The organism is Polaromonas sp. CG_9.11 (assembly GCF_015752225.1).
In the GTDB taxonomy this organism is placed as follows: domain Bacteria; phylum Pseudomonadota; class Gammaproteobacteria; order Burkholderiales; family Burkholderiaceae_C; genus Polaromonas.
The window spans coordinates 122315-144053 of the sequence record NZ_JADOVE010000011.1 but is presented as its reverse complement, the minus strand read 5'-3'; the positions used below and the strand labels follow the sequence as shown (position 1 = coordinate 144053).

The 21739-nt window shown below is 64.9% G+C and carries 21 protein-coding genes; 5 read left to right on the top strand and 16 right to left on the bottom strand.

Going from position 1 to position 21739, the window contains the following annotated elements:
* Both IWX85_RS11180 and IWX85_RS11175 read right to left on the bottom strand, forming a co-directional pair.
* The coding region (locus IWX85_RS11180; protein ID WP_196869769.1) for an NAD(P)/FAD-dependent oxidoreductase at positions 1-743 on the bottom strand (743 nt) is incomplete at its 3' end.
* Between the two features lie 119 nt (positions 744-862).
* Positions 863-2503, bottom strand: coding sequence for an acyl-CoA synthetase (locus IWX85_RS11175; RefSeq protein ID WP_196869768.1), 1641 nt, complete (start codon positions 2501-2503; stop codon positions 863-865).
* A gap of 183 nt (positions 2504-2686) precedes the next feature.
* Here IWX85_RS11175 and IWX85_RS11170 point away from each other — a divergent pair, with 183 nt between their 5' ends.
* Positions 2687-4732, top strand: a complete 2046-nt coding sequence (locus IWX85_RS11170) for a PAS-domain containing protein (RefSeq protein WP_196869767.1) — start codon at positions 2687-2689, stop codon at positions 4730-4732.
* Complete coding sequence (locus IWX85_RS11165) at positions 4729-5469, top strand: response regulator transcription factor (RefSeq protein WP_051984072.1); 741 nt, start codon at positions 4729-4731, stop codon at positions 5467-5469. Before IWX85_RS11170 ends, IWX85_RS11165 begins: the two co-directional genes overlap by 4 nt.
* Before the next feature lie 337 nt (positions 5470-5806).
* Here the strand turns inward: IWX85_RS11165 and IWX85_RS11160 are convergent, their stop codons facing one another.
* The 4 genes from IWX85_RS11160 to IWX85_RS11145 all read right to left on the bottom strand — a co-directional run bounded on the left by IWX85_RS11160 (position 5807) and on the right by IWX85_RS11145 (position 10299).
* Complete coding sequence (locus tag IWX85_RS11160; protein ID WP_196869766.1) at positions 5807-6811, bottom strand: D-2-hydroxyacid dehydrogenase family protein; 1005 nt, start codon at positions 6809-6811, stop codon at positions 5807-5809.
* On the bottom strand, positions 6808-8193 hold the full coding sequence (locus IWX85_RS11155; protein WP_196869765.1) for an MmgE/PrpD family protein: 1386 nt from the start codon (positions 8191-8193) through the stop codon (positions 6808-6810). Before IWX85_RS11155 ends, IWX85_RS11160 begins: the two co-directional genes overlap by 4 nt.
* A 316-nt stretch (positions 8194-8509) precedes the next feature.
* Positions 8510-9481 carry a tripartite tricarboxylate transporter substrate binding protein gene (locus IWX85_RS11150; protein WP_196869764.1) on the bottom strand — a complete coding sequence of 324 codons (972 nt, stop codon included), beginning with the start codon at positions 9479-9481 and terminating at the stop codon, positions 8510-8512.
* A gap of 92 nt (positions 9482-9573) precedes the next feature.
* Positions 9574-10299: a GntR family transcriptional regulator gene (locus IWX85_RS11145; protein WP_196869780.1), complete on the bottom strand. Its 726-nt coding sequence runs from the start codon at positions 10297-10299 to the stop codon at positions 9574-9576.
* 219 nt (positions 10300-10518) lie between these two features.
* Here IWX85_RS11145 and IWX85_RS11140 point away from each other — a divergent pair, with 219 nt between their 5' ends.
* Positions 10519-10704 (top strand): CsbD family protein, encoded by a 186-nt coding sequence (locus IWX85_RS11140; protein WP_036812391.1) that lies wholly within the window; start codon positions 10519-10521, stop codon positions 10702-10704.
* 389 nt (positions 10705-11093) lie between these two features.
* On the opposite strand, the gene IWX85_RS11135 is transcribed toward IWX85_RS11140, so the two are convergent.
* The 8 genes from IWX85_RS11135 to IWX85_RS20450 all read right to left on the bottom strand — a co-directional run bounded on the left by IWX85_RS11135 (position 11094) and on the right by IWX85_RS20450 (position 16598).
* Entirely contained in the window at positions 11094-12413 is a 1320-nt protein-coding gene (locus IWX85_RS11135; protein ID WP_196869763.1) for a tryptophan--tRNA ligase, read from the bottom strand.
* A gap of 22 nt (positions 12414-12435) precedes the next feature.
* Positions 12436-13104 carry a site-2 protease family protein gene (locus IWX85_RS11130; protein WP_036805415.1) on the bottom strand — a complete coding sequence of 223 codons (669 nt, stop codon included), beginning with the start codon at positions 13102-13104 and terminating at the stop codon, positions 12436-12438.
* 35 nt (positions 13105-13139) lie between these two features.
* On the bottom strand, positions 13140-13775 hold the full coding sequence (locus IWX85_RS11125) for an L-threonylcarbamoyladenylate synthase (RefSeq protein WP_196869762.1): 636 nt from the start codon (positions 13773-13775) through the stop codon (positions 13140-13142).
* A gap of 12 nt (positions 13776-13787) precedes the next feature.
* On the bottom strand, positions 13788-14693 hold the full coding sequence (locus IWX85_RS11120; RefSeq protein ID WP_036805410.1) for a DMT family transporter: 906 nt from the start codon (positions 14691-14693) through the stop codon (positions 13788-13790).
* A complete protein-coding gene (locus tag IWX85_RS11115) occupies positions 14690-15553 on the bottom strand; it encodes a 3',5'-nucleoside bisphosphate phosphatase (protein WP_196869761.1) in 864 nt (287 codons plus the stop codon). The genes IWX85_RS11120 and IWX85_RS11115 overlap by 4 nt, the downstream gene beginning before the upstream one ends.
* Before the next feature lie 188 nt (positions 15554-15741).
* On the bottom strand, positions 15742-15936 hold the full coding sequence (locus tag IWX85_RS11110; protein WP_196869760.1) for a DUF2892 domain-containing protein: 195 nt from the start codon (positions 15934-15936) through the stop codon (positions 15742-15744).
* Positions 15937-16011: 75 nt separating this feature from the next.
* A complete protein-coding gene (locus IWX85_RS20455; RefSeq protein ID WP_231379687.1) occupies positions 16012-16353 on the bottom strand; it encodes a hypothetical protein in 342 nt (113 codons plus the stop codon).
* The gene (locus IWX85_RS20450) at positions 16350-16598 is read right to left on the bottom strand and encodes a cyclic nucleotide-binding domain-containing protein (RefSeq protein WP_370584264.1); all 249 of its coding nucleotides are present in this window, start codon (positions 16596-16598) and stop codon (positions 16350-16352) included. Before IWX85_RS20450 ends, IWX85_RS20455 begins: the two co-directional genes overlap by 4 nt.
* A gap of 145 nt (positions 16599-16743) precedes the next feature.
* Here IWX85_RS20450 and IWX85_RS11100 point away from each other — a divergent pair, with 145 nt between their 5' ends.
* Entirely contained in the window at positions 16744-17184 is a 441-nt protein-coding gene (locus IWX85_RS11100) for a hypothetical protein (RefSeq protein WP_196869759.1), read from the top strand.
* A 286-nt stretch (positions 17185-17470) separates the two neighbouring features.
* On the opposite strand, the gene recJ is transcribed toward IWX85_RS11100, so the two are convergent.
* Together recJ and IWX85_RS11090 are read right to left on the bottom strand one after the other, a co-directional pair.
* Positions 17471-19213 (bottom strand): single-stranded-DNA-specific exonuclease RecJ, encoded by a 1743-nt coding sequence (recJ, locus tag IWX85_RS11095; protein WP_196869758.1) that lies wholly within the window; start codon positions 19211-19213, stop codon positions 17471-17473.
* A 37-nt stretch (positions 19214-19250) separates the two neighbouring features.
* Complete coding sequence (locus IWX85_RS11090; RefSeq protein ID WP_196869757.1) at positions 19251-20255, bottom strand: hypothetical protein; 1005 nt, start codon at positions 20253-20255, stop codon at positions 19251-19253.
* A 33-nt stretch (positions 20256-20288) separates the two neighbouring features.
* Between IWX85_RS11090 and IWX85_RS11085 the strand changes: the two genes are divergently transcribed.
* The gene (locus IWX85_RS11085) at positions 20289-21545 is read left to right on the top strand and encodes a lipoprotein-releasing ABC transporter permease subunit (protein ID WP_196869756.1); all 1257 of its coding nucleotides are present in this window, start codon (positions 20289-20291) and stop codon (positions 21543-21545) included.
* The last annotated feature ends 194 nt before the right edge of the window (positions 21546-21739 follow it).

Here is a 21739-nt window from a genome sequence, read left to right as displayed (position 1 = left end):
GGCCAGCCGGCGGTGTGCACCACCAGGCCGCTCTGGTGCTTGGCCGGGTCGATTTCCCACAGCTCCTTCACGCCCAGCGCGTAGGCCTGCGGGTCCTTGCCCTCGTCGAGCTTGAAGCGGGCGATCAGCTGGCGGCCCAGGTGGCCGCGTGCGCCTTCGGCAAACACCGTGTACTTGGCGCACAGCTCCATGCCCAATTGAAAGCTCTCCGTGGGCTCGCCGTCCTTGCCCACGCCCAGGTTGCCGGTGGCCACGCCCCGGACCGCGCCCGCGTCGGTGTACAGCACCTCGGCAGCGGCAAAGCCGGGAAAGATCTCCACGCCCATGGCTTCGGCTTGCGCTGCCAGCCAGCGCGTGACATTGCCCAGGCTGATGACGAAGTTGCCTTCGTTGTGAAAGCAGTCGGGCACCAGCCAGGCCGGGGTCTGGGTCGAGCCGGTCTCGCTCAGGAACAGCACCTCGTCGGCGGTGACCGGCTGGTTGAGCGGCGCGCCCAGGGCCTTCCAGTCGGGGATCAGCTCGGTGAGGGCCCGGGGGTCCATCACCGCGCCCGAGAGGATGTGCGCGCCGGGCTCGGAGCCTTTTTCGAGCACGACCACGGAAAGCTCGGTGCCTTGCTCAGCCGCGAGCTGCTTCAGGCGAATGGCCGCCGACAGGCCGCCGGGCCCGCCGCCGACCACGACCACGTCGTAGTCCATCGCTTCTCGGGGGCCGTACCGGGCCAGGATGTCTGCTGGAGTCATGATTCTTAAGTAAAAAAGGCCTGTTGCGCACGACAGTCGTGCGCAAGCAGCTATGAATTCAGGAGTAAGCGCCGGCGCGGTGCCGGCAGCTTCGGGGCGTCAGGCCAGGCGCGTGCCGTTCACGCCATGCTGGACGCCGAACGCAGCTGCTCGCGGAGCACGAACTTCTGGATTTTTCCGGTCGAGGTCTTGGGCAGCGTGCCGAACCGCACCTGCTTGGGCACCTTGAAGCGCGCCAGCTGCGCGCGGCAGTGTTCCATGATCTCGGCCTCGGTCACGCTGGCCCCGTCGCACAGTTCGACATAGGCGCAAGGCACCTCGCCCCATTTGTCGTCGGGCCTGGCGACCACGGCGGCGACCATCACGGCCGGATGCCGGTACAGCACTTCCTCGACTTCCAGGCTGGAGATGTTTTCGCCGCCAGAGATGATCACGTCCTTGCTGCGGTCCTTGATCTTGATGTAGCCGTCGGGATGCACCACCGCCAGGTCGCCGGTGTGGAACCAGCCGCCGGCAAAGGCTTCGGCCGTGGCCTGCGGGTTTTTCAGGTAGCCCTTCATCACCAGGTTGCCGCGAAAGAAAATCTCGCCCATGGTCTCGCCATCGGCGGGCACTGGCCGCATGGTTTCCGGGTTCAGCACGGCAATCGCCTGTTGCATCGGATAAGCCACGCCCTGGCGCGCATTCAGCGCGGCGCGCTCGCCAATCGGCAATTTGTCCCAGCCGGCCTGCCTGGCGCAGACGGCGGCGGGGCCATAGACCTCGGTCAGGCCATAGACATGGGTGATGTCGATGCCGATGCGCTCGCAGCCTTCGATGATGGCGGCCGGTGGCGCGGCGCCAGCAATCAGGCCGGCAATCGGGTGCGAGATGCCGGCGCGCAGCACCTGCGGCGCATTGATCAGCAGGCCATAGACGATCGGCGCGCCGCACAGGTGCGTGACGCGGTGCGCGCGGACCAGCGAGAAGATCAGCGCCGGATCGACCTTGCGCAGGCACACGCTGACGCCCGCCTGCAGCGCCAGCGTCCAGGGAAAGCACCAGCCGTTGCAGTGGAACATCGGCAGCGTCCACAGGTAGACCGAGTGGCGCGGCATTTCCCAGGTCACCACGTTGGACACGGCGTTCAGGTAGGCGCCCCGGTGGTGCGTGACCACGCCCTTGGGGTTGCCGGTGGTGCCGCTGGTGTAGTTCAGCGCAATCGCATTCCATTCGTCGGTCGGCAGCGACCAGTCGTAGGCTTCGTCGCCGGTCTGCAGGAACGCCTCGTAGTCCATCTCGCCCAGCAGTGTGCCGCCTTCGTGCATCGGGTCATCGACGTCGATGACCAGCGGGCAGGGCTGGCGCATCAGGCCCAGCGCCCGCTCGATGAGGGGCGAAAATTCGCGGTCGGTCAGCAGCACCTTGGCTTCGCCGTGGTCGAGCATGAAGGCCAGCGCTTCGGCATCGAGCCGGGTGTTCAGGGTGTTGAGCACCGCCCCCAGCATGGGAACGCCGAAATGCGCTTCGAACATGGGCGGCGTGTTCGGCAGCATGGCCGCGACGGTGTCGCCCACGCCCACGCCGCGCCGCGCCAGTGCGCTGGCCAGGCGGCGGCAACGCGCATAGGTCTGCGCCCAGGTGAAGCGGATGTCGCCGTGAACCAGCGACGCGCGCTCGGGGTAGACACGCGCCGAGCGCTCCAGGAAACTGATCGGGGACAGCGCGGTGTGGTTCGCGCTGTTGCGCTCGAGTCCGTGGTCATAGGCGGTCGTGGGCATGTCGGCAGTCTCCTGGTGGTGATGGTGACTGCATCAGGCTTGAAGGTCTGTTCAGTCATTGACAGGCAGGATGATGGCAGCCGACTGTTGCGCAATTTCGGGGCAAATGTATCGAATGATTGCGGCCTTCCGGCCCGCGCGGCAGCGCCCTAGAATGCACCAATCCGCCGGAGCCCGCCTTTGATGCCATCACACGTTTCCCCCGATTCCCAGCAAATCCACTACCGGCACGAGTTGCTGCAGGCCGGGTTGGACCGGCTTGACCAGGGGCTGACGGTGATCGACGGCAACCTGCGCATCGTCGCCTGGAACCAGGCGTTTTTGCGCCTGCTCGATTTCCCCGAAGACATGGCGTTTGTCGGCGCGACCTTCGAGTCCTTCATGCGCTACAACGCCGAGCGCGGCGAATACGGGCCGGGCGATGTCGAGGAACTGGTGGCCGAGCGCATGCGCCTGGCGCGGCATTTCACGCCGCACTACACCGAGCGCGACCGGCCCGACGGACAAATCCTGGCGGTGCGCGGCGAGCCCTTGCCGCACAACGGCTTTGTCACGCTGTACACCGACATCACGTCCAGCCGGCGCCACGAGCAGCAGATCGAGCAGCAAAACGTCGAGCTGGAGCGCCGGGTGGCCGAGCGCACGCATGAACTGCAGGCGACCAACCGGCGCCTGATCGTGGCCGACGACGCCAACCAGCGCATCACCGAGGCGCTGCGCCGCAGCGAGGAAAACCTGCGCCTGATCACCGACACCGTGCCGGCGCTGATCGGCTATTTTGATCACCAGGAAATCTACCGCTATGCCAACAAGGGCTACGCCGACTGGTTTGGCACGGTCCGCGAGGGCGTGGTGGGCCGCGCCATCCGCGATGTGGTGGGGGGTGAGGTCTACACCGATATCTCGCGCCATGTGCACCGCGCGCTCAAGGGCGAACGCGTCAGCTACGAATACGCCATGCGCCGCCCCGGCGGACGGCTGGTGTATGCGCGCAGCGAACTGGTGCCCGAACTCGACGCCCAGGGCCGGGTGGCCGGCTGCTTCGTGCTGTCGGTCAACATCACCGACCTCAAGAACACCCAGGCGGCGCTGGTGCATGCGCAGAAAATGGAAGCCGTCGGGCAGCTCACCGGCGGCCTGGCGCACGACTTCAACAACCTGCTGACGGTGGTGATCGGCAACCTGGTCACGCTGCAGGCGCGCTATCCCGACGAGCCGGACATGGCCGAATACGTTCTGCCGGCGCTGAAGGCCTCGCGCCGGGGCGCCTCGCTGATCAAGCGGCTGCTGGCCTTTGCGCGCAAGCAGCCGCTGTCGCTGCGCCCGGTGAACATCGCCGACCTGGTGAACGAAACGCTGCTGCTGCTCAAGCGCACGCTGCCGGCGCATGTCACTGTCGCGGCCACGCCGGTGGACGAACCGGTCTTTGCCATGACCGATGCCCAACAGCTTGAAAACGCCTTGCTCAACCTGGCGCTGAACGCGCGCGACGCCATGCCCGAGGGCGGTCAGTTGACGATCAAGGCCGCGCGCACGGTGCTGAGCCCGGCGCAGGCGTCCGATTTCGACGTGGTGCCGGGCTGCTATGTGGCGCTGAGCGTGTCCGACACCGGCATCGGCATGGACGCCGCCACGCAGGCGCGCGCCTCCGAGCCTTTTTTCACCACCAAGCGTTTCGGTTCGGGCAGCGGCCTGGGGCTGTCGATGGTGTATGGCTTTGCCAAGCAGTCGGGCGGCGGCCTCTCTATCCAGAGCGCGCTGGGCGAAGGCTGCGTGGTCACGCTGGTGCTGCCGTGCACCGACGACGAAATCCTCGAAGCCGAAACGCTGCCCGGCCCGCAGGCGCTGGCCAGCCGGCCCGGCGCGCAGCGCCCGCTGGTGCTGCTGGTCGAGGACGATACCGACGTGCGCCGGGTGATCCGGCTGCAACTGGTCGGCCTGGGCTATCCGGTGATCGAGGCCGACCATGCGGCCGATGCCCTGCAACTGCTGGCCAGCGTGCCCACCGTGGGGATTTTGGTGTCCGATCTGGTGATGCCGGGGGGCATGGACGGCCGGGCGCTGTGCAGCGCGGCAAGCCAGCGCGCGCCGCAGGTGAAGGCGCTGCTGATCAGCGGCTATGCCGACGGCGATGCCGCACCCGGCGGCGCGCCTACCGGCATTTCGCTGCTGAAAAAGCCCTTCACCGCCACCGAACTGCAGCAGGCGCTGGACGGCCTGGGCGCATGACGGTCGGCCTGTTTCGCCAGCCGGAGGGACCGCGCTGCATCTACCTGCTGGACGACGATCCCGACATCTGCCGGCTGGTTGGCAGCACGCTGCGCGAGTTTGGCTTCGAGACCGTCGAATGCCACACCGCGGCCGAACTGCGCCGGCTGCTGATGGTGCGGGTGCCCGACCTGTGCATCGTGGACCTGGGCCTGCCCGACGCCGACGGCATGGACGTGGTGCGCGAGCTGCAGGCGCGCCATGCCTGCGGCGTGATGGTGCTGACGGGGCGGGGCTACCTCAGCGACCGGGTCATGGGCCTGGAGCTGGGCGCCGATGACTATGTGGTCAAGCCCTTTGAGCCGCGTGAGCTGGTGGCCCGCGTGCGCAGCATCCTGCGGCGCCGTGACAAGGCGCCCGGCGCTCAAACGCCAACGCCCGCGCGTTCGCACATGGCCGAGTTTGGCGGCTGGCGTTTCCGCGCCGACTCCAACCTGCTGACGTCGCCGGGCGGCGAGGCGTGGACGCTCAGCGCTGGCGAGTCGCGCATGCTGCTGCAGTTTTTGCAGCGGCCCAACCGCATCCTGGACCGCGAGCAGCTGTGCGGCGACCGTGACCTGTCGGCGCTGGACCGCAGCGTCGATGTGCGGGTGTCGCGGCTGCGGCGCAAGCTCGAATCCGACCCCCAGCATCCGACGACCATTCGCACGGTCTATGGCGCGGGCTACCTGTTGGCGGCCGAGGTGACGTGGCTGTAGCCCCGCGCACGGTATCGAAGGCAGTGGATCGATTTTGCTACTGAATTCATAGCTGCTGGTCCACTATTTACATGCGCCAGATGCCTATTTGATGCTCAAAAGGCAACTGCTCAGGTCGTCAGGCAAGCCTTGCGTCCGAATCTGAATGGCGCCTTCCCCCCGCTGGGGGAAGGCAGGGATGGGGCCGGCGGGCGTGGCAACTCTCAAGGAAAATCGCCATCGGGGAGCCCTCACCCCAACCCTCTCCCAGGGGGAGAGGGAGGAAGACAAATGCCGGCCTCCCGTGCGCTGAGTTGTTGCCTGAAAGGCTGTCTGCTGGCCTTCAGGTGGTGGTGCCTTACGCCAGCACCCGCACCAGCGGCTGGCCGGTCAGCCAGGCTGTCAGGCATTCGCTCACGCCCGAGGCAAAACGCGCGAACACCGGCTCGGCGACAAAGCCCAGGTGCGGCGTCAGCAGCACGTTGGGCAACTGCCGGAGTAGGGAATCCTGCGGCAGCGGCTCGACATCGAACACGTCGAGCGCCGCAAACCCCGGCCGGCCCTGTTCGAGCGCGCTGACCAGCGCCCCGGTAGCGATCAGTGCCGAGCGCGAGGTGTTGACCAGCAGGCTGTCCGGCCGCATTAGCGCCAGATGCCGCGCGTCGAGCAGGTGGTGCGTGGCCGGGGTCGGCACCAGGTGCAGGCTGACGACCTTTGACGTGGTCAGCAGCTCTTCCAGCGTCACCGCCAGCGCGCCGTGCGCGGCGGCGCGCTCGGGCGTCATGCGCGGGCTCCAGGCGATGACCTGCATGCCCAGTGCCTGGCCGACGCGGGCCACGCGCCCGCCGATTTCGCCCAGGCCGATCAGCCCGAGTGTCTGGCCGTGCAGTACGCCGGCGAGCGGCAGCGCGGTGTCCGGTCGCCACTGACCCTGGCGCAGCAGCGCGGTTTGCGCTTCCAGCTGGCGCGTGGCGGCCAGGATCAGCGCCCAGGTCATCTCGCAGGTGCTGTCCTTGGACGGACCCCATTCGGTATGGCTGACCGGTATCTGGCGCGCCGCCAGCGCGGCCAGGTCGAGCGTGGTGTTGCGCGTGCCGGTGAAGACCAGGTAGCGCAGCCGCGGCAGACGGGCGAGCAGTTCGGCGCCAAACGGCGTGCGGTCGCGTACCAGCACCACGGCATCGGCGTCCTTCAGCGCCTCGACCAGCGCCTCGCCGCTCAGCGGCTGGTGGTGCAGGGCGACGTCGGCCCGTGCCTGGATCGGCGCCCAGTCCACCAGCCGCTGCAGTGCCTGCTCGGCATCGCCCACGACGACGATCACGGGCCGGCCGCCTGGCGCAGCCGGGTTCACAGGCGCGTTCATGCCTGCGGCACCGCCAGCGCGGCCAGTGCCCGAACGTTGTCGGCAGCGGCCAGGTTCCAGCAGGCGCTGATCAGCTCGCCGCTACGCACCGCGCCCAGCAACGGGTCCGACAGCCCATGGAACTTGGCTTCCAGGTTGGCATCGGTCATCGGGTTCTGCAGCGAGCCGATGGCATGCTCGACAAACACATGCACGCGCTGGCCGTCCTTCAGCACCGCCGTCACATCGGCACTGGCCTCGTCGATCGAGTCATCGACCGTCGCCACCACCTTGCGGCGCAGCGCCACCATGTCGGCGCGGTTCACGACTTCGTCGGAGAACTCGCCCTCCGCCGCGCGGCCGAAGGTCAGGCCCGCCGCGCAGCCGTGGTAGACGCTGAACTTGGCCTGCAAGCCGTCGGCCGGCTCCTTCTTGCCGGTGAGTTCCAGCACCAGCGAATGCACTTTCAGCTCGATGCTTTCCACCTGGTCGGGCGTGACGCCCCGGCGGCCCAGCTGCACGCAGGCGTCGATGCTGGGGTGGATCACGATGCCGCAGGCAAAGGGTTTGTAGCTGTTGAAGGAGATTTCAAAGCGCTTGCCCAGTTCCTCGGTGATCTCCAGCCAGTCGTTCTTGGTGGACACCGTCTGCATCATGCCGCGCGGCGCTTCCAGTGCCCGGGGGCTGGCGGTGTAGCCCTGGGCGGCCAGCAAGGCGGACATCAGGCCGGCACGCGCGGCGGCGCCGGGGTGAAACGGCTTGGTCATGGTGCCGAACTGCTCGCGCATGCCAATCGGCTGCGAGGCGGCGATGCCCAGCGCCATGGCGGTCCTGCCGGCGTCGAGCTTGAGCAGGCGGGCGCAGGCAGCGGCGGCGCCCAGCGTGCCGGTGGAGCCGGTGATGTGCCAGCCCCGGTCGTAGTGATCGGGGTACATCGCATTGCCGACGCGGCAGGCCACGTCGATGCCCAGCACCAGCGCATCGAGCAGTTCACGGCCGCTGGCGCCCGTGTGTTCGCTAAGGGCCAGCAGGGCCGAGGCCACCGGTCCGGCCGGATGGATGATGGTCTTGAGATGGGTGTCGTCAAAGTCGAAGGTGTGCGAGGTGATGCCGTTGATCAGCGCGGCGCTGGCAATGTCGACCTTTTCCGGGCGGCCGGGCAGCGTGGCCTGGGGCGCCGGCTGCAGGAACATGACGGCCGCGACGGCAGCTTCTGCCGCCTCGTGGTGCGCGGCTCCGATGGCGCAACCCAGCCAGTTCATGAAGGTGCGGTGGGCTTCGTGGTCCACGGTGTCGCTCCAGCCGCCCGACAGAAAGCCGGGATGGTTGGCGACAAATTCAGCCAGGATGTGGGTGATGGGCGGGGCATGGTGGTCGGCGGCGACCTGGGTGTTGCGGGCCATGGAGTGGTTTTTTCTATGAAGAGATGAAGAATGATGAAGTTGCTAATTTGCTATAAAAGATATAGCTGGCTATGCAATTGGAGTATGCGTAATGAGGCTTATCTTCTTGAAAATCCTCGCTACTGGTTTGTTGGATGCAGTCCCGTCTTCCTCCCTCTCCCTCTGGGAGAGGGCTGGGGTGAGGGCTCCCCGACGACGATTTTTTGTGATGAATTACACGCCCGCCGGCCCACATCCCAGCCTTCCCCCAGAAGGGGAAGGAGCCATGCGGACTCGAGGCCATGTGTCACGGGCGATGCTGCGCAGTCACTGAATTTCAGCTGTCCAGCGCGATCTTGCGTTCCTTGGCGAGCTTGGTCCAGCGGGCAATGTCGGTCTTGATGAAAGCCGAAAATTCCTCGGGCGACATCACGATCGGCTCGATCGCCTCGACGGCCAGCTTCTCGCGCAGGTCGTGCGCCCTGAGCACGGTGGCCAGCGTTTCATTCAGCTGCTTCACGATGGGCGCGGGCATGCCCGCCGGCCCCACGACGCCGTACCACTGCTGCGCATCGAAACCCTTGAAGCCCGACTCGTCCAGCGTCGGCAGGTCCTTGAACTGCGGGTGGCGCGTCAAGCCGGTGACGGCCAGCGGGCGCACCCGGCCCGAGCGGATGTGCGGAATGGCGGCGGCGAGGCCCGGAAACATGGCCTGCGTCTGCCCGCCGATCAGGTCGGTAAAGGCCGGTGCGATGCCGCGGTAAGGGATGTGCACCATGAAGGAATCGATCTGCTGCTTGAACAACTCCATCGTCAGGTGCGTCAGCGAGCCCTGGCCCGCCGAGCCGTAGCTGACGCGGCCCGGGTTCTTCTTCACATACTCGATGAATTCGCGCACCGTCTTGACCGGCAGGCTGGCGTTGACCACCAGCACGTTGGGCGTCGCGCCGATCATGCCGATGGCGGTGAAATCCTTGATGGCGTCATAGGGCAGCTTGCGCGTGGCCGGGCTGGTGCCGTGCGTCGCCACATAGCCCTGCATCAGCGTGTAGCCGTCGGGCGCCGCGCGCGTCGTGGTCTGGGCGGCAATCACGCCGCCGCCACCGCCCTGGTTGTCAACGATGAAGGACTGCTTGAGCAGGCTGCCCCAGCGCTCGGTCAGGGTGCGCCCGACCATGTCGCTGCCGCCGCCCGCCGACACCGGGACGATGTAGCGAATCGGCTTGCTCGGGTAGGGCGTCTGGGCAAAGGCCAGGCCGGGGGCATAGATCAGTGCAGGGGCTGCCTGCAGCAGGGTGCGTCGTTTCATGGGGTTGTCTCCAGCAATCGATGGACGGATAGGGGGGGTGGACGCCGCTGCCGGCTTGGAGCCGGTCTTCGGGCTGCTTTTTATTCAGGAGTTCATGCCGGCAGGGGCCGGGCGGCTTCCAGGGGCGGCGGGGCGGCGTCCAGCAGCCGCGCATAAGCGCCGCCCACGTGCCGGGCCATCAGGGCTTCGCAACGCAGCGGGTCGCTGGCCTGGATCGCCTGCACGATCTCGACATGCTCGGCCATCGACGCCTGCATGCCCAGGTCTTGCGACAGGTTCTTCAGGCGCGACAGGTGCAGCTTTTGCACGATGCTGCGGTAGGTCTCAAGCAACTGGCCGTTGCCCGCCGACGCAACGATGGCCCAGTGAAAGTGCAGGTTTTCACCGTAGTAGCCCTGCACGTCGTGCCGGCCGGCAGCTTTCAGCATGGCGTCGACCGACTGGCCCAGCAGCGCCACCAGCGCCTGGCGCTCGCGGTCCGCCAAGCTGGCCGCGCAGCGTCCGGCAAAGCCGTCGAGCAGGCCACGCATCTGGTAAAGGTCACGAATGTCAGCGGCCTGCAACTGGCGCACAAAAACGCCCGAATGCTTGCGCGACACGACCAGCCCGGAGCTCTCCAGTTCGCGCAGCGCCTCGCGCACCGGCACGCGCGACACCTTGAGCCGGCTGGCGACGTCAGGCTCGTTGATGCGCTGGCCAGGCACCAGTTCGCCTTTGAGAATGAGCGCGAGCATGTCGTCGCGCACCAGCTTGGCCAGCGAGGTGTCGCGGACATCGACCAGGCGGTCGGCATGGGATTCGGTGAACCAGGGAAGCATCAACAGCCGATTTTGGTATTTGTTATATCGTATACGAAAAAATAATCTTATTTTTATCGCTGGTCCGTGCTGACAAGTAAAGGCTTTGAGAAGCGATGATTTTTTCGCAGCCCCTGTCTGTAGGAACCTGCCCACGCCGTTTTGCGCCAAACCCCTGTTTTCTGGACTGACAAGGGCTATTAGCCTGAACACTTCATCAACTTGAAAAAGGATTTCGCCATGAACAAGGATCAAGTCAAGGGCGCTGCAAAGGATGCCGCAGGCAAGGTGCAGTCCAAGGCGGGCGAGATGACGGGCAGCACTGAACAGCAAGCCAAAGGCATGGCCAAGCAGGCCGAAGGCAAGACCCAGAAGAAGATGGGCGACGCAAAGGAAACCGTTAAAGACAAGATCGACAAAATCTAGGGGCTTTGGCGGCAGAAATGACGTGCGCTGCAAAGCGGCCGTGCCGGTCCACTTTTCATTGGCTTTTTGTCCAATAGCCGACGACTGGCCTGAAAATTCGGTAAAAACCCTTCCCGGCGTGCCCAACCTTGGCCATGCGTACCTTCTTGGGCCCAGGCTTCCAGCGCGAAACCACATGGGCGTGCCATCGGGGAATTCATGGCATATCACTGCTTTTTGCTACCAAATCGACAGCCGCTTGGGCAGGTTGCGATGGCGCCGAAGTCTTGTTTGATGCTGAACGTCACCGGTGGGTCAACGCAACCGCGTAGCAGTCAGTTTTCCAAGCTCCAGCGAAAAGGCCGGTTTTTTAACCGGCCTTTTCACGTTTATCCTGACGGGTGTGCGCGTCAGGCTTGTGAATCGCTGAAGAAGGCCAGTGCAGTGTCGAGTTCGTCCTGGCCAATCCCTGGGGCGGTTTCCAGCAGGTCGTGCAGTCCGGCCAACGCGGCTGAACCCTGTTTTTGCAGGGTGGAAATGACAAGCGCCGCCGCTTTGGGCGCATCAAACCCACGGCTTTGCAGCAGCAGGCGCGCATCGGCATCGAGCAGCTTGAAGTAGAACCGGCCGTCTTTTTCGCGGTATTGCTTGAATGCCGGGGCAGTTTTTTTGGCTGCCTTGCTTTTGCTGGCCGCCGGGGCGGAAGAACCCAGGTTGCGCAGGCCCACGGCGCGCCGCAATTCGCCCATGAACGGTGCCGCCACCGCCCGTGCCTTTGCCGCACCGGCTTGCAGCAGCTTTTCGATTTCCTGCGGGTTGGCGATCAGGTTCTGATAACGCTCGCGCATCGGGGCGACTTCCCGGTCGATGCGCTCGAACAGCATCTGCTTGGCATCGCCCCAGCCAATGCCGTCGGCATAGGCCTGGCGCAACGCAGCGGTTTCGCTTTCGCCGGCAAAGGCCTGGTAGATCTGGAACAGGGCCGAGCCTTCGGTGTCCTTGGCTTCGCCGGGCGCGCGAGAGTCGGTGACGATGCCAGCGATCAGCTTGCGCAAGGGGTCGGGCGGCGTGAACAGCGGGATCGTGTTGTCGTAGCTCTTGCTCATCTTGCGCCCGTCCAGGCCGGGCAGCAGGGCGACGGATTCCTCGATGGCCGCTTCGGGCAACACCAGGTGTTCGCCGTACAGGTGGTTGAAGCGCTGCGCCATGTCGCGCGCCATTTCAATGTGCTGGATCTGGTCGCGCCCGACCGGCACCTGGTGTGCCTTGAACAGCAGGATGTCGGCGCCCATCAGCACCGGGTACATGAACAAGCCCGCCGTGACATCGGCATCCGGGTCGTTGTTGGCCGCTTCGTTCTTGTCCACCGAGGCCTTGTAGGCATGGGCGCGGTTCAGCACGCCCTTGCCCGTGACGCAGGTCAGCAGCCAGGTAAGTTCGGTGATTTCCGGAATGTCGGACTGGCGGTAGAACATCACGCGTTCCGGGTCCAGCCCGGCGGCCAGCCAGCTGGCGGCAATTTCCAGTGTCGAGCGCTGGATGCGCGCCGGGTCGCCGCATTTGATCAAGGCATGGTAGTCGGCCAGAAAATAAAAGCTCTGCACGCCGGGCAGTCGGCTGGCCGCTACCGAAGGGCGTATCGAGCCGACAAAGTTGCCCAGGTGCGGCGTTCCGGTGGTGGTGATGCCGGTCAGGAAGCGTTGGAGCGGTGCGGAAGAAGTGGAGGTCATGCAGAAAGTGGAGATGAAAAAATCAGCGCAGCAGGAAGGCCAGCGGAGAAATCAGCGTGTTGATCAGGGCGTAGCCCAGGGTCATGAGCGGACGCAGCCAGAAGGCGCCAACGACACCGACCAGCACCAGGCCCATCACGATGAAGAAGCCCCAGGGTTCAAGGCGCGAGACCATCTGTGCCTGCTTCCAGGGCAGCAGGCCGACCAGGATGCGGCCACCGTCCAGCGGCGGCAGCGGGAACAGGTTGAAGGCCCACATCACCAGGTTGACCAGGATGCCGGCCTGCGCCATCTTGACGAAAAAGGGCTCCTGAACACCCATGCCAACCAGCCCCACCAGCAACAAGGCCCAGAAAATGGCCTGCGCAAAGTTCGATGCCGGACCGGCCAGCGCCACCCAGACCATGTGGCGCTTGGGGTTGCGCAGGGCGCCGAAATTCACCGGAACCGGCTTGGCGTAGCCAAACAAAAAAGCGCCCGAGGTGGCGAAGTACAGCATCAGCGGCATCAGGATCGTGCCTACCGGGTCGATGTGCTTGAGCGGGTTCAGCGTGATGCGGCCCTGCGCGTAAGCGGTGTTGTCGCCAAAATGGCGCGCCGCGTAGCCGTGGGCTGCTTCATGGATCGTGATGGCGAACAGCACGGGAAGGGCGTAAAGGGTGACAGTTTGAATCAGGTTGGCAATGTCCATGGCCTGATTGTGTCAGACGCTCCGTTGGCCGTGCCTCACAGCCCGAGCAGTGCCAGCTCGCCTCGTCCCTGCCGGATCACCACCGGGTCGCCGCCGTCGGCCATGGGCGTCAGGTCGATCACGGTGGTGGCTTCCTTGTAGCAGGCGCCGGCGTCGATCACAGCGGCGAGTTCGCGCTCCAGCGGGCCGGTGATGTCCTGGGGGTCGCTGATGGCTTCGGTTTCGCCGCGCGGAATCAGGGTCGTGGCCAGCAGTGCGCCGCCATGCAGCTCCAGCAGGGCTTGCAGCGCCTTGTGGTCGGGAACACGCAGGCCGATGGTCTTGCGCGACGGATGGCTCAGGCGGCGCGGCACTTCCTTGCTGGCTTCCAGGATGAAGGTGTAGGGGCCGGGGGTGGCGCCCTTGATCAGGCGGAACTGCTTGTTGTCGACCCGCGCATAGTTGGACAGTTCGCTCAGGTCGCGGCACAGCAGCGTGAGGTGGTGCTTGTCATCCACCCCGCGAATGCGGCGCAGGCTGTCGGACGCTGCCTTGTCATCGAGCTGGCAGACCAGCGCATAGCTGGAATCGGTCGGCACAGCGACAATGCCGCCGCGCTGGATCAGGGCAACGGCCTGCTTGAGCAGGCGTGCCGGCGGGTTGTCGGGATGGACTTCAAACAACTGGGCCATGACAGATTTCTTTCAGGATTCGGTGGCTTGGATGAGGACACGGCTTTCGCGCACGGCCAGCCATGCGCCCGTGGCGCCGCACACGGCGATCATGCCCATGCCCAGCAGCGACAGCTCGTCCGGCACATGGTAAAAAGCCAGCCAGCCACCCAGCATGGCAAAGCCGATCTGGGCATACAGAAAAGGCGTCAGGGTGGACACCGGTGCGCGCGCATAGGCCAGGATCATCATGAAGTGACCAACGGTGCCCATCAAGCCCATCAGCGCCAGGCCAGCCCAGAGCGCCCATGAATCCAGCGATGTCCAGACAAAGGGCAAGGCCAGCGAGGCCAGCAGCGTGCCGACCCAGCCGGTGTAGAAATGCATGGTGACCGGGTCTTCGGTGCGCGCCAACCGGCTGGTCAGGATTTGAAACCAGGCATGGGAAATCACCAGGCCCAGTGGCAGCAGCATGGCCCAGCTGAATTGATTTCCGCCTGGCCGGATGATGATGAGCGTGCCCACGAAGCCGCCAATCACCAGCGCCCAGCGCAGCACGGAAACCCGCTCACCCAGCGTCAGCGATGCCAGCAGCGTGATGACCAGCGGCGTGATCATGACGATGGCCGTGAATTCCCCCACCGGCATGTGCTTGAGGCTGAAAAAAGCAAAAGTGCTGGTCGCCAGCAGCAGCAAGCCGCGCAGGCACTGGAACTTCGGATGGGCGGTGCGCAGCAGGCTCCAGCCGCGCGAAGGCAGCATGGACACGGTGGTGGCAATCGCCTGAAAGGCGTAGCGAAACCACAGCGCCATCAGCACCGGAACGCTCAGGGAGATGATCTTGGTGGTGGTGTCCAGCACGGCAAAGCAGGCCACGGCCGCCACCAAAAGTGCAATCCCCGCCAGCGTGTTGGGAGGTGTTTTGCTCGCGCCACTCATGCCTGGATGCGGTCTGCCAGCAGCGCCCACACCGGCGTCAGGTCGCCCGGGAGGAAGGGCAGCGTGCCCAGGTCGGTATGGCTTTCGTCGGGGCTGTGAAAGTCACTGCCACGCGAGGCCGCCAGGCCGAATTCCTTGGCGGTTTCGGCATACTTGATGAATTCCTGCCTGGAATGGCTGCCGGTGACGACTTCCACGCCGCGCCCGCCATGCGCCTTGAACTCGGTGAACAGCGCATATTCGGCATTGGCTGAAAAGTTGTAGCGGCCCGGATGTGCAATCACCGCAAGGCCTTGCGCCTGCGTGATCCAGGTGACGGCATCCTTCAGGGTGGCCCAGCGGTGCGGCACGTAGCCGGGCTTGCCTTCGGTCAGGTATTTGCGAAAGACCTCATGGGTCTCCTTGCAGACGCCGGATTCCACCAGATGGCGGGCGAAGTGGGTGCGGGAAATGAGCTCGGGGTTGCCGACGAATTTCAGCGCGCCTTCAAAAGCCCCCTGAATGCCGACCTTTGCCAGCGAGTCCGACATTTCCTTCGCGCGCTGCTCGCGGCCACCCCGGGTGTTGTGCAGCCCCTGCCTGAGTTGCGCATCGTCAGGATCAAAGCCCAGGCCGACGATGTGAACCGTCTCGCCAGCAAAAGTGACGGAAATCTCGGTGCCGCTCAGGTAGGCCATGCCTTGCGCCCTGGCAGCGGCGGCGGCCCGGTGCTGGCCGCCGATTTCGTCATGGTCGGTCAGCGCCCACAACTCGACACCGTTGGATTTGGCGCGCGTTGCAAGTGCTTCGGGGCTCAAGGTGCCATCGGACACGACAGAGTGGCAATGCAGGTCGGCGTTCAGGATATTTTGGGGGTTCACGCCTTAATTTTAGGCTTTATGAGGCGCCGCCGCCGGGCTGCGTGCTTTCTTCACGGTGCTTCAAGCAAAAGGAATGGCTTGACGGGTGCTGCTGGCGCAATGTCCACTGCGCCAGCAGTCAGCGCGCGGGCCAGCCCATTGAAAACGGCCTCTTCAAAGGCCGTTTATGCGATGCGGTGTCCGAGTGGTCAGTTTTTTTTCACCGGGCAGGTATTCCAGCCGAAGCGGGCATAGGGCGGGCACCAGCCGACAAGGCCGGCCGCCAGCGGCATCAGGCCCAGCCAGCCCCACACGCCGATGGAGCCGCTCACGGCCAGGCCGATCAGCGCCAGGCCGATGGCGATGCGAAGGATGCGGTCAATGGTGCCGACGTTGGATTTCATGGCTGTTTCCCCTCAAATAAAGTGGTTGATGGCTTGAATTGGATGCCTTTCCCCGCCCCCGGTCTGTGACCTGTGTCACACAGCGCCCGTGCGTGCGGTCGCGTGGTTCAGGTGCACGCGGGCAGATGGCGACCACGGCGCGCGGCGCGGCACTGTCGCCAATATGGATGCACTCGCGTGACAGGCTGACCAGCCTTTCTGCCCGAAGCGGCGCAGCAGCAGGCGAGAGGCGATTTCGCGCACCGTGCCCAGCTCGGCGGCCAGCCGCTGAAAGGCCATGGCGTCGATCAGGCTGGCCAGGTCGGCCATGGGTTCGGCGAACAGCCCCAGCACCTCGTTTCGAAAGGCCGGCGTTTCCATCCAGCGCTTGAACACGTCGGGCGGAATCAAGAGGCGCGTGCTGGGCCGGGTCGTCACGCCGTGCGCCGACACAGTGGCTGGGTGCCAAACAGGCAAGCCGACGACACCAGGCACAACTCGCCGGGCACCACCCGGTACAGCTCGAGCGAACGGCCATTGCCTGAACCGCGCGAAACCTTGATCTCGCCTTCGAGTACCAGCGCAAGGCCCTGGCAGGGCGTGTTTTCAGTGAACAGGGCCGTCCCGGCCGGCACACTGACGGGCGCAATGGCTGGCTGCAGGTTGGCCAGCGAAGGCAGCACCTGTTCCAGGTCAGAGCGTGGCGGGCGCGGGCGTCATGATGGATTTTCGGTTGGCTGTCCGGGCAGGACGAGACTACAAGGCCTAGCCGAAATTCGACGTGATGGTGCTGGTCGGCGGTCAGCGGCCGAGCCTGCTGGAAAAAACATGCCGCGCAACTTCAACCTGCTGCAATTCGATGCGACGCACCCTGGCGCGGCGAAGGTGCTGCAGGACCACCGGAAGACGCCGATTCAAAAGGCCATTCATCTGCTGCTCAATATTGCGGTCAGCGAGTTGCCCTCGTGGGTGGTGGACTCGTACTTGGTCACCACCAATTTTGCCGACCCGCAAAGAAACCAGTTCATCAAGGATTGCGTCAACCGGTTCTGGACCAAATTCGGGGTGCTGCAGGAACGCGGTCAGGTCAACTGCATATCCCTGATGTTGGCAGCCGGCCCCGATCCTGCCGCTGCTGGCCGCAAAATGGCAGTATTCGGACAAGTTAAAAACGGAGTTGGCGAAGTGTCTTGGCTGTGCGCCGTCACTGCAACCGCAAAGTCCGGTGCCTGCGGCCCTCGGGAACGCATGGCCGGGTTGTGTCGCTGATGTTTTAAATGAAAAATAGCTGATTGCGCTCGTCAGGCATGCGCAAGTAGCTATTTAATCGATAGCAGTCCCTGAAAATGCTTTTTTTTGGTTTCAGCGCAGGCCAAAATAAGACAGGACAACGCCGATGATGACAACAAGGCCTACGATGTAAATGATGGTGTTCATGATTTCCTCTCTGGGACGCTGGAGGCTCCGGGACGGGCTCCTTGTGAACACCGATCATGGCCACCGGACAGGTTTGCGCCTGTAGGCAGCCCGACTGAAAAACCGTCGGACAAATTCCCTACGGCTTCGGCGGCTGGATTTCCGCTGCTTCGATGAGAAACTGCACGCGCCGGATGCCCTTCCACTCGTTGGTATCAAGCCGGAACGCCAGCGTGACGCGCGCCGGAAGCGTTTCGGTATGGCCGAACCAGATGCCGTCCACCGGCTCTCCCTGGTGCTTGAGCTTCAAGGACAAATGCTTGTCCTCCCCCACCAGCCGCTGCGACACCACCTCGACCTCCTCGCTGAAGGTTGGCGCGGCAAAGCCCTGGCCCCAGACTTCCTTGTGCAGCGTGTCGACCAGGTCGGCACGCCGGTACTCGGGCGCCAGCGGGCCGTCGGTGTCCAGGCGCCGCGTCAGCGTGGCGGCGTCCAGCCATTCACGGGCAACCTGTTGCAGGCCGAATTCAAACTGCTCGAAATGCTCCTCGGCAATCGTGCAGCCGGCCGCCATGGCGTGACCACCAAAGCGCAGCAGCACGCCAGGATGGCGCTTGGCGACCAGGTCCAGCGCATCGCGCAAGTGAAAGCCCGGAATCGAGCGGCCCGAGCCCTTGAGTTCATGTTCCTTGCCCGGCGCCTGGCTGGCGGCAAACACAAAGGTCGGCCGGTGCAGCCGGTCCTTGATGCGCGAGGCGACGATGCCGACCACGCCTTCGTGGAAGTCCGGGTCGAAAATCGCAATCGCCGGCGGCGGCTCCTCGTCCTCGTCGATCATCGCGTCGGCCGCCAGTTGCGCCTGCTCGCGCATGCCGGACTCGATGTTGCGGCGTTCGCGGTTGATGCCGTCGAGCATCTGCGCCAGCTCATCGGCCCGTGCGGGGTCGTCGGTCAGCAGGCATTCGATGCCCAGCGTCATGTCGGCGAGGCGGCCGGCGGCATTGATGCGCGGGCCGAGCGCAAAGCCGAAGTCGAAGGTCGTCGCCGTGGGCGCCTGGCGACCGGCAGCCTTGAACAGGCTGGCAATGCCGGCGGGCAGCGCGCCAGCGCGGATGCGCTTCAGCCCCTGCGCCACCAGCCGCCGGTTGTTGGCATCCAGCTTCACCACATCGGCCACCGTGCCCAGCGCCACCAGTGGCAGCAACGTGTCGAGCTTGGGCTGGTGGGCCGCGTCAAACACGCCGCGCGTGCGCAGTTCGGCGCGCAGCGCCAGCAGCACGTAAAACATCACGCCCACGCCGGCGATGGATTTGCTTTCAAAGGTGCAGCCGGGCTGGTTCGGGTTGACGATCACGTCGGCCTCGGGCAGGGCGATGTGCTCGTTGAACAGTGCGGGCAAATGGTGGTCGGTCACCAGCACCTGCAGGCCCAGCGCTCTGGCGCGCGCCACGCCGTCGATGCTGGCAATGCCGTTGTCCACCGTCACCAGCACCTCGGCGCCGGTGGCTTTCACCCGCTCGGCAATCGGCGCGGTCAGGCCGTAGCCGTCCACGATGCGGTCAGGCACCAGGTAGCTGACGTGATGGGCGCCCAGGAGCTTGAGCCCGCGCAGTGCCACGGCGCAGGCGGTGGCGCCGTCGCAGTCATAGTCGGCGACCACGCAGATGCGTTGTCCGGCGGCCATGGCATCGGCCAGCAGCCGGGCGGCTTCCTGCGTGCCCTTGAGCGAGGACGGCGGCAGCAGCCGGGCCAGCCCGTCGTCGAGTTCGTCGGGTCCGCGGACGCCGCGCGCTGCATACAGCTGCGCCAACAAGGGATGGATGCCGGCCTGCTGCAGCGCCCAGACGCTGCGCGGGGGCACGTCGCGTACCTGGATTTTCATGGTGTGGTACCTGAAGGGGTGTTGATTGCTATTATTTTCATAGCTTCTTAAGTATATCCAGCGGGCGCAAAGAGCTAAAAAAGTTTGAAATTCTGGTCCGCAGGCCGGCGCGTTGCGTCTCGAAGGTCTGGGCGCTGCTTTCGCCGCACAAGGTCAGCCGCACCGACTCGCCGCGCTGCTGCCGGGCCAGCAGCGCGGCCATGTCACCCGCCTCCAGCGTGGCCCAGGCTTGGGCATAGCCGGCCCAGTCTTCACGGAAAACCGCCTCGGCCAGGCTGCGCGGGACGCTGATTTTCTCCCTCTCCCTCTGGAAGATGTCCGGGGTGAGGGCCTCCCCGAGTTCGGCTGACGGCAAATCCCCCGTGCCGCTGATCCAGAACGAATTCACCGGCAACTGGCGCCGCGCCGCGCGCTCGTCATTGGACGGATGCGTGTAAAGCAGCATCTGCATTTCATTTTGCAAACGACGCAAGGGCGCGGCGTTCTTCGTGTTTGGCAACCAGGCGTCCACATTGCGCGCCAGCACCCGGTCCATCGAGGCCGTTGGCAGGCCGCGAAACAATTCCCCTTCGGCCAGCCAGCGCCCAGGCGCCAAATAATGCAGTGTGATGCCGTCGGTTTCAAAATAAGGCTGCATCAGCGCCAGCAGGCGGCGCGATTCATCCTCCTGCAGATCGAGCAGCGCCGGGTCGCTCAGCGTCGCATGCAGGTGTCCCATGGCCCAGTGGCATGGCGTGATCCAGGCCCAGGCCTTCTCAAGGCCGGCCTGTAGCTCTTCCATGGCCTTGCTGGCGGCCCAGGGCAACAGGCCATCGGCAGTGTCCCGCGTGGCCAGGCCCAGGGCGCGGGCCAAGGCGCGCTCATGCGGCGGCGAGAACGATTCGGCAACCTGGGTGTCGGTCTGCACGAGCTTCATGCCTTGCAGCAGCTGGCCAAGGCGCTTGAAGCCGTCCGGCGGCAGCGATTGCAGCGTGGGCAGCCAGGCTTCGGCGCTGCAGGCGGCAAAGGGAATCAACAAATGGGGGGTCAAATTGGGGCGCATCGGCCTATTGTCCGGGATGCCACAATCCCTCCCATGCAAATCCCCTATGAGCTGATTCTGGGCTGGCGTTACACCCGCGCCGGTCGCGCCACCCGGCGAAACGGTTTTATTTCCTTTATTTCGGGCGTTTCGATGCTCGGCATTGCGCTGGGCGTGGCGGCGCTGATCATTGTGCTCAGCGTGATGAACGGTTTCCAGAAGGAAGTGCGCGACCGCATGCTGGGCGTGATCTCGCACATCGAGGTGTTCGCGCCGGGGGGCGGCGCGCTGGTCGATCCGCAGAAAACCCTGGCCGAGATACGCGCCAATCCGAATGTCGTCGGCGCTGCAACGTTCATAGCGGCCCAGGCACTGCTGGCGCGCGGCGAGGACATGAAAGGCACTTTGGTCCGGGGCATTGACCCGCTGCTGGAGGGCCAGGTGACCGACCTGGCCGTGGAACTGGAAAAAACCTCGTTTCCCAAGCTCGTCAGCGGCGAGTTCGGCGTCGTGCTGGGCGGTGAACTGGCGCGTGCCATGGGCGTGCGCGAAGGCGACAGCGTGACCCTGATCGCGCCCAGCGGGCAGGTCACGCCGGCCGGCGTCGTGCCGCGCCTGAAGCAGATGACGGTGGCCGGCACGTTTGATTCCGGCCATTTTGAATACGATTCGGCGCTGGTCATGATGCACCAGGATGATGCGGCCCGGATTTTCCGGCTTGAAGGGCCGACCGGCATCCGCATCAAGCTGAAAGACTTGCACCAGGCGCGGCAAGTGGCGCTGCAGCTGTCTAAAACCTTGAGCGGCGACCTGCTGATCCGCGACTGGACGCAGCAGAACAAGACCTGGTTTGCTGCTGTGGAACTGGAAAAACGCATGATGTTCATCATCTTGACGCTGATCGTCGCGGTGGCAGCTTTCAACCTGGTCAGCACCTTGGTGATGACGGTGACCGACAAGCGTGCCGACATCGCCATCTTGCGCACGCTGGGCGCCAGCCCGAAAAGCATCATGGGCGTGTTCATGGTGCAGGGCTCCATGGTCGGCGTGATCGGCACGCTGTCAGGCCTGCTGCTGGGCCTGGGCATTGCCGTAAATATCGATGTGATCGTGCCGGCGCTGGAGCGGCTGCTGAACGCCAGTTTTTTGCCCAAGGACATCTACCTGATCAGCCGCATGCCCAGCGAGCCGCAGTACAGCGACATCATGCCGATCGTCGTCATCTCGCTGATTCTGGCTTTCCTGGCCACCATCTATCCCAGCTGGCGCGCCAGCCGCGTGAACCCGGCGGAGGCCTTGCGCTATGAGTGATCGTGCCCCCACGCTCCCCACTGCGTGTGGTTCGCTGCCCCCCGAGGGGGCCGCCCCGCCTGCAGTCCGGCAAAGCCGGTCCTGCGGCCGGAACCTGGATGAGCGGGGGCAGGCGTGTGATTCCTCCGAAGGGGTTGGGATTTGCGTATCGTCTGCGTACTTGGAAAGCCAGATTCGTGGTCGAAACTTGAACG